An 11324-nucleotide genomic window follows, 5' to 3' on the forward strand; every position below is an offset into this window, starting at 1 on the left:
ACTTTAAAGCAGATAAACTCTGAAGTGTAAATTACTTAAGAAATAGCGACCTTACCCAGAAAAAGTGGAGAGAAAGAAAGGAGTTTTTTTGGGTAAAATAAAATTTTGGAGGATTAGAAATGGTAAGAGAATATACAGCAGAATTCAAATTGGAAGCTGTTAAACTGGCAAATGAACAAAGAAAGGTAGGTCAACCAGTTGCAAAAGTAGCAAGAGATCTAGGAATAAGGGATAGTGTATTAGGAAAATGGATGAAGAAATATAACGAAAAAAAGTCAGCGGCAAATGCATTTCCAGATGTAGCACCTTATGACAAAGAGAGGTTTGATTTACAAAGCAAGAGTAACAAGGGAAAGAGACATTTAAAAAAAAGCCCTGGCCAGTCAAAAAGAGTAAAATATTTTTTATATAGTAACTGCTATAAAGTACAGGAATTATGTAGGATTTTCTGCTAGTGGCTACTATAAGTGGACTACAAGAAAAATAAGCAGTAGAGAATCAGCAAATAAAGAGCTACTCGAAGCTATTCAAAAAATATATCAAGTTTCTAAATGTAGATATGGAGCTCCTAAAATTCATGCTGAATTGAAGGCTTTGGGTAAAAGTTGCAATTTGAAAACGGTGCAAAGTATTATGCAGAAAAATGACATCAGGGCTATACTGAGAAGAAAGTTTAAAATTAAAAAACAACAAACAGATAATAGAGCTGTAGCTCCCAATATATTAGACCAAAACTTTATTGTTGATCAACCAAATAAAGTATGGGATTACTTACATCAAAACCAAGGAGGGATGGCTATATTTGGCAGCAATAATTCTCACGTATGGTAGTTAATGAGTAGTGCAATAAATAAACAATTGGTTATGAACTCTTTATTAATGGCCATTAATAGGCGTAAACCTGTTAAAAATCTACTGCTGCACAGTGACCAAGGTTCACAATATACTGCGCAAGGGTATCAATATCTCTTAGCTGTAAAGAATATAGATGAGTAATAAAGGCTGTTGTTACGACAATTCTGTTGCAGAAAGCTTCTTTAGCTCATTGAAAAGAGAAATACTTATTGATACTTCACAACACTCTGCTCAACACACTAGAACTGCAATATTTGAATACATAGAAATTTTTTATAACAAACAACGTCACTATTTATACCAATTCCCATTACACGGCAAACAGATGGACAAAGATGGAAGAAAAGCGATAATGAAGTAAGTAAAATAGTTGAGGTATAAATGGCATTAAGATCAAAATTATTGGATGAAAAAGTAGTAGAATCAGCAAAAGAAATGCTGAAGAAAGTAAGGAATAATGCATATGTTTCAAAAAAACTAAATGCTGTAATTGCAGCAAAAAAGTACAGTATAACGGCTGTAGCAAAAATATATTGCATTTCAAGAAAGGCACTTACTGCATGACCTAAAATTTGGCAGAGAAGAAAAACTGTTTGCTCCTCCACAACGCCGTAGAAAAACTAAATTAAATCAGGTTCAACTACAGCAAATTGAAGAGTGGATAGAAGAAAATCCTAATATTACCATTAAAGAAATGAGAATAAGAATCCAGGAAAAGTTCAGATTAAATATCAGCAAATCTACAGTACACCGCTATATGCAAAAGATGAAATTCTCATATATTACACCAAGACCAGTTCATAATGGACAAGATAAAAGCAAACAAGAGGAATTCAAAAAAAAATCTCAATGAAGCTATTTTTCTTTGATGAATCACGGTTTGGCACACATTCAAAGGTTGGACATGGGTGGTTTAAAAAGGGGATTAGAACACAGGTTAAAACAAAATTAGGTAGGCAAAATTTCTATCTCTATAGTGCGGTTAATCCTAGAAATGGAGAGAGTTCTAGCTCAAATGTCAACACTGATTGCATAGACATATTTCTTGAGCAGATGTCGCAATATCTAGAAACACGAGAGGCTTTTCTTGTTATGGATTGTGCTAGTTGGAAAAAATTTAAAGGTACCTAAAAATATCGACATTATATGCCTACCTCCATACTCACCTGAGCTCAATCCTGTTGAGAGGCTTTGGTTATATATAAAACAGAACATTTTGCGCAATAAAATATACGATACAATTGCTCTGCTTGAGGGTGCTTTGTGCAAATTTATTACTTCTCTTGCCAGCTCCACAATTAAACAACTCTGCAATGCCGCTTATTTGATTCACTAGTAATGAGAATTGGTATAACTATTGCATTCCAGAACAATTTGATGCATCATTCTTTTTGTAAAAAACATTCCACACTTTCTCTCCACTTTTTCTGGGTAAGGTCATTTTTGCCTTGACCAAGAAAAAATTCAGCTATTGCCTTACTTTCTCTTGCAACAACTTCTTCCTTAACAATTTTTCCTTTCTCATCAACGATACTTATAAAAGTTTCTTTTAGTGAGATCGCTATAATATTCCATGAGACTGCTCCTACTAATAAAAGTTTAAATTATTTTTGAAGAACTTATTCTACTGAATTCGTTACTTCGTGCTAAAATAATGGACTCCATCATTCAACAGCAATTACAGTATGTTTACCCTTTTTCTTGTTATTTTTCTAATCTATAGCTAGCGTTCAAAACCATATTCGAAAATACGTTTTCGGATTTTTTTTAATGCTGTTTATTTCATCCTCAACATCGTCTCTACCTTTATGAACTAAGTAGCAGCATTAAAAATTATAACGTACCCCTATCTCTAGAGTTGCATCTGGTATTTGTTTTGCTTTTATACCACTTAGTTGCCCACCCATGGTCATACCAACTGCACCAATTATCTGCGGAGTAATTTCATAATCAACACCTAACTTTAGTTTATAGGAAATAGAACTCAGTATTTTATCTACTACAGATGAACCAGCAGCTTCACCACCTGATTCTGGAGCACCTTGTGTTTCTTCTTCCTTTTCTTTTTCTTCTTGTGAACTATCGCCATCACCATCAACTGTATCACTAACACCAAAGCCAAAAGGTGTTATTTGGAGATATCCTCCTAAACCTCCGCTGACATATAGTTTAACGGGATCAATATCAAGGTCAGGATAGAAGCGGTAGTTTGCCAATAAGCTAGCTCCTATGCTCTTTAATGACTTAATATTACTGAGAACCTCAAGTTCAAATTTAGAGTTTTGGTCATAATGGTAACCAAGAACAACACCAGGTTTCATTTTAAAGCCACCACCCCAACCAGCACCAAAGTTTAAACCTGCATAGTACTTATCTTCTGACTTACTTGCACTATTACTAGCTGCACCTGCTAGAGATGAAGTAAGTAACACAGCCAAAACGCACAATCTCTTTATTTTCATATAACTCCTCATACAAAAAAATATATAATGCATAAGTATATATCCTTTATATTAAAAAAGATATAACTACATGTCAAAAAAAAGTATAGCCATAAAATCAGATTATATAAAACGTACTACTCAGGTCTTTTATATAACTATATTTACTATCTTATTTGGTACAGCATATACAGTGCGAACTTTGCTTTGATCGATCTTACTGGACACAGAGTCTATCGCTATTTTCTTCAATTCTTCTTGAGGTAAGTTAATTGCCACCTTGATTGTTGTACGTAATTTTCCATTGATTTGCACTGCTATAGTTACCGTATCGTCAACTAATAATGATTCATCAGCTTTTGGCCAAGGTTGACCTCCTATTTCTTGCCATAGGCTTTCAGCTAGATGTGGTATGAATGGTTCGATTACTCTGATTAATATACATATACCTTCATCAATAAGAGATTTTCCAGTTTTTACGTCTATTTCAGCTATTAAATTCGTCATCTCACGAAATTTTGCCACTACACAGTTTAATCTGCAGTTTTCCAAGTCATCTGTAAGTCCGTGTAAGAGTTTATGAATTTTTTTTCTGTACTCTAGAAGTCCACCCGTAACATTTTCATTATCATAGTGTATATTTACAGGTCTTAGCTGCATGACCATACGCCACAATTTATTTACATAACGAGAACAACCTTCCACACCATCATCGGACCATTCCATATCTTTCTCCGGAGGAGTGTCGGACAACACAAACAAGCGAGCAGTATCAGCACCATACTTTTCTATGATAAAGTTTGGGTCAACTGTATTCTTTTTCGATTTGCTCATTTTTTCAACTTTGCCCACTTGAACTTTTGCACCTCGCGCTATTAATTCTTTTGCTTCTGCGGGAAATAGCCACTTACCATTTTCGTCTTTATAAGTTGCATGGCAGACCATTCCTTGAGTGATTAAAGTAGAGAAAGGCTCTTTAATATCAAAATAGCCACATTTGGTTAAAGCACGGCAGAAAAATCTTGAATAAAGCAAATGCAGAATTGCATGTTCTATCCCACCTATATAATAATCAACAGGCATAAAACGATTACATGCATCTTTGTCTATTGATTTATCTTCACTACAGAATGCAGCAAAATACCAGGAAGATTCAAAAAAGGTGTCGAATGTATCAGTTTCACGCTCTGCTTGCTTTCCGCACTTTGGACAATCAACAAATTTCCAAGTTGAGTGCTTATCCAGCGGATTGCCACCACTTGTAAATTCTACATCTATTGGTAAAACTACAGGAAGGTCTTTTTCTGGCACTGGAACAGTTCCGCAATCTTTGCAATATATGATAGGTATAGGGCATCCCCAATAACGCTGCCTTGAAACTCCCCAATCGTGCAAACGATAGTTTATTGTTTTTTTGCCTATTTTTTTTTCTTCAAATTTTTTAACTATGGCTTCCTTTGCTTCACTAACCATTAATCCATTTAAGAATTCAGAGTTGCACATTATTTCGCCGCCAGTGTAGGCTTCTTCTAGAGTCACTATGGCTTGTGCACCCTTTTCACAAATAACAGGAATAACCGGCAAATCGTATTTCTGTGCAAATTCAAAATCACGCTGATCATGTGCAGGGCAACCAAAAATCGCGCCTTCCCCATATTCCATCAACACAAAATTTGCTATGTAAAGCGGCAATTCCTTATCAAGAAATGGATGTTTGACGTTTAATCCGGTGTAAACTCCTATTTTTTCGTCATTTTCCTCCTTTGCTTTCATGCCATCGATAAAGTCTCGTATTTCTTTGTCCTTAAGATCCTGCACAATAGGATGCTCTGCTGCCACTGCACAAAAAGAAGCCCCAAACAAAGTATGAGAAGAAGTTGTAAAAATCTTTAATTTCTTATTCAGGCCAACTATTTCAAACTCTATAATTGCTCCTTCAGATTTTCCTATCCAACGCTCCTGCATTGTTTTGACTTTTTCTGGCCAATTTTTCAAACTTTGCAGGCACTTGAGTAAATCTTCAGCAAAATCAGTAATCTTTAAAAACCATTGGGATAACTTACGTTTCTCAACAACTGCGCCTGATCGCCACCCTTTTCCATCGACTACCTGCTCATTTGCAAGCACTGTTTGGTCCACTGGATCCCAGTTAACCCACGACTCTTTTCGATAGGCAAGCCCATGCTTTAAAAAATCCAGGAAAAATTTTTGTTCATGTTTGTAATAATTAGGCTCACACGTGGAAAGTTCACGGTTCCAATTATAAGAAAGACCTATAGATTTCAACTGTGCACGCATATTATTTATGTTATCTTTTGTCCATACCTCAGGGCTAATATTGTTGTCCCTTGCTGCATTTTCAGCTGGTAATCCAAACGCATCCCAGCCAATTGGATGCAAAACCTCAAATCCACGAGCTCTCTTGTAACGCGCTATCACATCCCCTATTGCATAGTTACGTAAGTGCCCCATATGAATTTTACCAGATGGATATGGAAACATCTCCAATACGTAACATTTCTCTTGTTTACTACTCTTGCTTACAGAAAAATCCCATTTATCTTGACAAAACCTTTCGACGTTTTTAAAATCATATCTCATATAAATCCAAATTCAATTACAGTTCATATGCATCAAAGGATCAACCGCTTGGCCGTTGTGTCGTATTGTGAAGCACATCTGCGGATCTTTATCTTGTGTACTTGATTTACCTGCAGATCCAATTACTTGACCTTGCTTTACTTTATCACCAATTTCAACATGTATGTTCTTTAAATAGGAGTACACAGTCATGTAATTATCTTTGTGTTCCACTATAATTAAATTTCCATACCATCTCAGCCCTTTGCCTACATATATCACTTTGCCGGGTGCAGAGGCAATTACGTTCGTTCCATTTTGAGCAGCAATTTTTATGCCATCCTTACACGTTTCATCAGAAGAGGTAGCTGAACCTTTAACTGGCATTACAAATTTACAATTTACCTCCACGTTTTGTGCATTATTGTTATCTCTGTATATCCTATTTATGATGGCTTTTCTACTTTCTTTTTGCACTGAAGGCTCCCTAATTAAATGGTACTCTCTTGTATATTCCAGATCTCTTTTTCCGTAAAATTCTTCGCCTTTAAGCAGCACAGGTGCAGGTTTTTGCAGGCCACAGCCTATTAATATTGCTAATAACATAAGAAATGAGGCTATATGCCACATTTTAAACTCTCACAAAACTCCAAAATTTTAGCGAGACGTAGTGTTTCACGCCTGCTTGTTACTTTCCTCGTTATTTATTTTACTAGTTAAATAGTCTCTCAAATCGGTGAGTTCTTGCAACAAATTCTTTGTGACTTTTATATCATTACCAAATTCTTTTTGCACTCCTTTTATTGTATATCCTTTATCATATAGCATGTATTTTACTTTCTTTATGGCCTCTATACACTTGCGATCATATAGCCTTCTTCCTTTACGCTTTGTAGGCTTAATTTGATGAAATTGACCTTCCCAAAATCTCAAAACATGCTGTTCCAAATGTAGCTCTTCAGCTACTTCCCCAATCGTATAAAATAATTTTTCCTTGTTCATTAATTATTGATTGATTTTTTTATAATTTTTGAAGGCCTAAAAGAAACTGAATTTCTTGCCTGAATCATCACTTTCTCCGATGTATTTGGTATATTTCCTGGTCTTTCCTTCTTTTTCTTAACCAAGAATGTTCCAAATGACGATATTTTTACTATTCCATCCTTTACCAAGCTTGTCTTTATTTCGTCCAATATATCATCTATTATCGAAACAGAGTCTTCCTTTGATAATCCTATTTCTTGGTTTATATCTCCAGCTATCGTTGCCTTAGTTACTGTTGTGTCTTTTGTTGTAACGTGATCCATTATTGATAAATATTACAATACGTAGATATAATATAGCAATCGACTCGAGATTCAGCTACTTTATTTTTTAGAGTATGTCTCTTTTGTTGCATAATTTAAAATACCGGCAACTATCAATATCGCAAATATTGCAAAAAGTGCCATTTTATGATCTGTAAAAAGTGCTAACATTGACACTATAACTCCACTGCCAATAAACATAAATCCATTGATAATGGATGATGATGTGCTGATGTATTTTCGTTTCACAATCTCGCTGCCGACAGTAAAATTAAGCATATGTCCTCCCGCAAAAAACCCGAACATTAACATACAAAAGTACACAACGTGGACTGTTAAATGGCTGTATAGTAAAATAATAATTGAGACGCCTTGCAATAAAGCAAAAGCAGAAATTACATGTTTCCTATTTTTAAATAAGTTTGAGATTCGATCTGCAATTGGAGCACCAACTGCAAGACCAAGCCATAGTATTGCAGTTGCTATACCTGACTCCATTGCATTGAGTTCTGAGTTGCCCAGTAACCTTGGAGCCCACAAGGTATTAAGTGCTAAAAATGTTCCAAAAGTAATAGCACCCACCACTGAAGTTATCCAGATATCTCTTAATTTTAGCACTGTTAATATAGAGCACATTACTGTCTTCATAGAGCTTTTTATTGTGCGCTTTTCTGAGCTGCTTTCTGGAAGTGTGTTTGGACAAAAAAGCGTAAGTACAAATATCAACACACCAAATAGTATTATGCATACAATCAGATTTTTCCAATATGCATCTTCGGCAAGCAAGTTAGAGAACAGTATTTGAATTACCAAAGCAGAAAGGCTTGAAATTGTCTGCACTAGTGAAAACATTAGTCCAAATTGGGCAGCGGAAAAACATATGCTACTTGTGTGAGCAGCACCAATAAAACCAAATGATGCTCCAGTTGCAATCAACACTTGAGACAAAATCAAATGGGAGAAATTGTCACTATTAATAAGGACAAAAAACCCCAAGATCATAGTTGATAACGAGAAAAAATAAATTTTTTTACTGGAAAAAACATTAAACGTTGCTCCACTAAAAAATTGTAAGATGGCGAAAGACCAAGTATATGCTGAATTAGCCAGTGCAACTTGCGCGATTGTAAGTCCAAGTTCCTTTTCGAGATTTACACTTATAAAGGTATAAATTATCTGCATGTTGCTGAATATAACAACCAAGTTACTAATCAGCCAAATGAACCAAGCCTTAGCTCTGCTTTCCATAAGATTTATTTTTATAAGTAATCTATTAGAAATTTAACACTAAGTCTCTTTTTAAGCTATTGTTTCCTGACTACTGTTATAGCTAACCCAAAAAACGGTTTCCCTACGTCATACCATCACGGTATCTCTAGATCCCGCTAACAAGTAGCGGGATGACGGTTGTCAGGGTGTCATGAAAGTAGCTAACACTGGCTTCCATCCAAGAGGGCAGTGCCCTCTTCTTGTCATCCCAGTGCTTGACACTGGGATGGCTTTGTTGCATCGCTCAAGTGAAAAGAACTGGCAGTTACTGACAAAATTCATTATAAATAGCCATTTAACTGTTGAAGAAAAAATATGCCACAAAAAATGAGAGTCAGTAACTGCCATGAATATAACAAATTTCTCCAAGAAAGAGGAAGCATTTTTTGTTATATCAATGACGCCATAGAAAAGTGGTACGAGAATGGTCCAAAAATACCAGGTGGCAACAATATTTATAGTGATAAAGTTGTAATTTTGGTGCACATAATAACTTGTTTATTTAGAATAGGCCTGAGGCAAACAGTTGGGTTTATAGCAGGATACCTTGAGCAAATTGGGAAAAATTTGCAAGTTATCAGCTATTCACAATCATCAAGAAGGTTTAAGAAACTTAATATTAAGATAAATGATTGCAGAAAATAATATGGAAGATATCGAAATTGCTATAGATAGTACAGGAATTAGTATATACAACAACACTCCTGGTCATAGCAAAGAAAATAGCGAAGATAGAAAGTATCGCAGCTATGAACAGACAAGAAAATTGCATGTAATGTTGAATACAAACAGCAAAAAAGCCATAGCTGTAAAATACAGTAATGGCTGATCACTATGGAGCTTGTGATTTGCTAAAAGAAGTCGATTTTCAGTATGTCATAAAAGTACTATATGCAGATAGGGCATATGACAGAGAAAAGCTCTATAAGCTGTGTAATCAATATGGTATAAAAACGAAAATTCCTCCGAAAAACAACGCAGCAGAGCATCCAAAGTATGGCTGAGAGAAATTCTGCAGTCAAGCTCATAAAGTCATATGATGAAGATGGTATAAAGAAGTGGAAAAAAGAGATGAGTTATGGAAAAAGATCTTATATAGAAAGTTTTTTCTCGCGACTGAAACAAACATTCGGATTTAGTTTTAGGAATAAATCTGAGATAAATCGAGAAAAAGAACTGCTAATCAAATGCTATTTGCTTAATAAATTCACTGATATTGGTATGGCTAAATTTGAGATAGCTTCATAAATTTATTGTGCGTTACCTACTATCCGAAGAGCGATGCAACAAAGCCATCCCAGTGTCAAGCACTGGGATGACAGAGGGGGGTGCTAGGATGACAGAAACGAAGTCATACATAGAAAATAGGTTAGGTATTTTCAATTTTTGTATGTATACTTAAGTCAAAACACTCACTTTTAGTATGTAAATGGGTATAGTAAAGTTTGTTTTATTACTGCCAACAATATTACTCATGCTAGTTGCTGGTGTTTACCTATCGATTAAACTAAAATGGCTACAGGTATTTAGATTACCATACGCCCTTTCACTCCTTGGAGCTAAAAAAGGAGAAAATAAATTTTCTTCTATAGCCGCTCTGTTTACAATTTTAGGGGGAAATTTGGGAGTAGGAAATATTTCAGGAACTGCTGTTGCTCTAAAAACCGGAGGACCGGGCTCTATTTTGTGGATGGCGATAATTATTGTTATCACTTCTGTGATAAAATATGTCACTTGTTATCTAAGTATAAAAACCAGAAAGGAAAAGAACGGACGGTTTATAGGTGGCCCTGTAGCCTACATGGCTGATGCATTTAACTCTAGAAAAGCTACAATTGTGTTTCTAGTTGTTATGATAATGGTTTCAATAACAGTTGGTAACCTTGTTCAGGTAAATTCTCTATCAATACCACTTAACATGATAGATGTGCCTGTAGTCATTGGTGGCATTGTAATGGCCATAATATTTTTTGTTGTTGCAGCTCTCAGCTTAAAAAAAATTAAAATTTTTATATCAGCTATGATACCGATAATGACGGTAAGTTACCTCACACTTTGCGGTATCATATTATTTAAATTTAGTGAAAATATTCTTCCTTCTCTAAAACTAATAACAAGCAGTTTTTTTACAACCAGTAGCTTTAACTCTGGTTTATCTTTAGGTTTGATTTTAGAAATGTTGACTATTATTCAAGTTGGAACTTTGCGAGGTGTTTTTGCAACAGATATAGGGCTTGGCCTTGAAGGAATCGTACATTCTTCAATTGTTCCTAAGAAAAATAACAATAAATTTATTATTGAGCAGAGTCTAATTACGATAATATCGCCTTTTATAGTTGCGTTTATAGTGTTTATTACAACAATGGTACTGCTTGTCACAGATTCTTGGATTACTGATTTAGAGAGCACTAACATGTGCATATTTGCTTTTAGAAAGGCAATGAATTGGCCTTATATTGACTATTTAATTATGGCCATAATGTTTTGTTTTGCTTTTACTACTATTTTTACTTGGTTTTTTTGCTCAAAACAGACAATACGCTATGTGTCTATGGATAATAAATACACTAAAATCTGGGTTGTAATTTTTACCTTGATTATTCCGCTTGGTGCGATAGGTAAAGTTCAATTGCTATGGGATGTTGCTGATATTTCGATCGCCGCTTTGTTGTTTATCAACATACTCGCTATACTCAAGCTAACCTCTCAAGATCCAGAAGTGTTTACTATGAGTGACAGATACTTGAAATTAGGCGCCAACTAAAAGTTGCCATCTAACACAACCTTCCTTAATAAAAATTCAACCAATGCTCGTGATAATTATATTAGCTAGTATTAGCTAGAACTAAAGGCAGAGGGTTATTAGTGAGGG

The 11324-nt window shown here is 35.1% G+C and carries 9 protein-coding genes and 3 pseudogenes; 6 read left to right on the forward strand and 6 right to left on the reverse strand.

The window, feature by feature from the left end:
- The first annotated feature begins 119 nt into the window (after positions 1-119).
- Together ACEL90_RS01270 and ACEL90_RS01275 are read left to right on the forward strand one after the other, a co-directional pair.
- Positions 120-1216: pseudogene (locus tag ACEL90_RS01270) on the forward strand (IS3 family transposase).
- Between the two features lie 20 nt (positions 1217-1236).
- A pseudogene (locus ACEL90_RS01275) lies at positions 1237-2191 on the forward strand (IS630 family transposase).
- 490 nt (positions 2192-2681) lie between these two features.
- Here ACEL90_RS01275 and ACEL90_RS01280 read toward each other — a convergent pair.
- The 6 genes from ACEL90_RS01280 to ACEL90_RS01305 all read right to left on the reverse strand — a co-directional run bounded on the left by ACEL90_RS01280 (position 2682) and on the right by ACEL90_RS01305 (position 8431).
- Entirely contained in the window at positions 2682-3317 is a 636-nt protein-coding gene (locus ACEL90_RS01280; protein ID WP_155968855.1) for a hypothetical protein, read from the reverse strand.
- Between the two features lie 129 nt (positions 3318-3446).
- Positions 3447-5897: a leucine--tRNA ligase gene (leuS, locus tag ACEL90_RS01285; protein ID WP_423349066.1), complete on the reverse strand. Its 2451-nt coding sequence runs from the start codon at positions 5895-5897 to the stop codon at positions 3447-3449.
- Between the two features lie 12 nt (positions 5898-5909).
- A complete protein-coding gene (locus ACEL90_RS01290; RefSeq protein WP_423349067.1) occupies positions 5910-6506 on the reverse strand; it encodes a murein hydrolase activator EnvC family protein in 597 nt (198 codons plus the stop codon).
- 45 nt (positions 6507-6551) lie between these two features.
- A complete protein-coding gene (locus tag ACEL90_RS01295; protein ID WP_006279880.1) occupies positions 6552-6878 on the reverse strand; it encodes a MerR family transcriptional regulator in 327 nt (108 codons plus the stop codon).
- Positions 6878-7183 (reverse strand): integration host factor subunit alpha, encoded by a 306-nt coding sequence (locus ACEL90_RS01300; protein ID WP_006279881.1) that lies wholly within the window; start codon positions 7181-7183, stop codon positions 6878-6880. The genes ACEL90_RS01295 and ACEL90_RS01300 overlap by 1 nt, the downstream gene beginning before the upstream one ends.
- Before the next feature lie 60 nt (positions 7184-7243).
- Positions 7244-8431, reverse strand: a complete 1188-nt coding sequence (locus tag ACEL90_RS01305) for an MFS transporter (protein ID WP_423349068.1) — start codon at positions 8429-8431, stop codon at positions 7244-7246.
- A 172-nt stretch (positions 8432-8603) separates the two neighbouring features.
- Here ACEL90_RS01305 and ACEL90_RS01310 point away from each other — a divergent pair, with 172 nt between their 5' ends.
- The 4 genes and pseudogenes from ACEL90_RS01310 to ACEL90_RS01325 all read left to right on the forward strand — a co-directional run bounded on the left by ACEL90_RS01310 (position 8604) and on the right by ACEL90_RS01325 (position 11216).
- On the forward strand, positions 8604-8783 hold the full coding sequence (locus tag ACEL90_RS01310) for a hypothetical protein (RefSeq protein ID WP_423348810.1): 180 nt from the start codon (positions 8604-8606) through the stop codon (positions 8781-8783).
- A pseudogene (locus ACEL90_RS01315) lies at positions 8768-9700 on the forward strand (IS5 family transposase). Before ACEL90_RS01310 ends, ACEL90_RS01315 begins: the two are co-directional and overlap by 16 nt.
- 7 nt (positions 9701-9707) lie before the next feature.
- Entirely contained in the window at positions 9708-9854 is a 147-nt protein-coding gene (locus ACEL90_RS01320) for a hypothetical protein (RefSeq protein WP_423349069.1), read from the forward strand.
- Positions 9855-9881: 27 nt separating this feature from the next.
- Complete coding sequence (locus tag ACEL90_RS01325) at positions 9882-11216, forward strand: alanine:cation symporter family protein (protein ID WP_423349070.1); 1335 nt, start codon at positions 9882-9884, stop codon at positions 11214-11216.
- Positions 11217-11324: the final 108 nt, after the last annotated feature.

It is taken from the genome of Wolbachia sp. wLmal, assembly GCF_049435495.1.
GTDB lineage: Bacteria > Pseudomonadota > Alphaproteobacteria > Rickettsiales > Anaplasmataceae > Wolbachia > Wolbachia pipientis.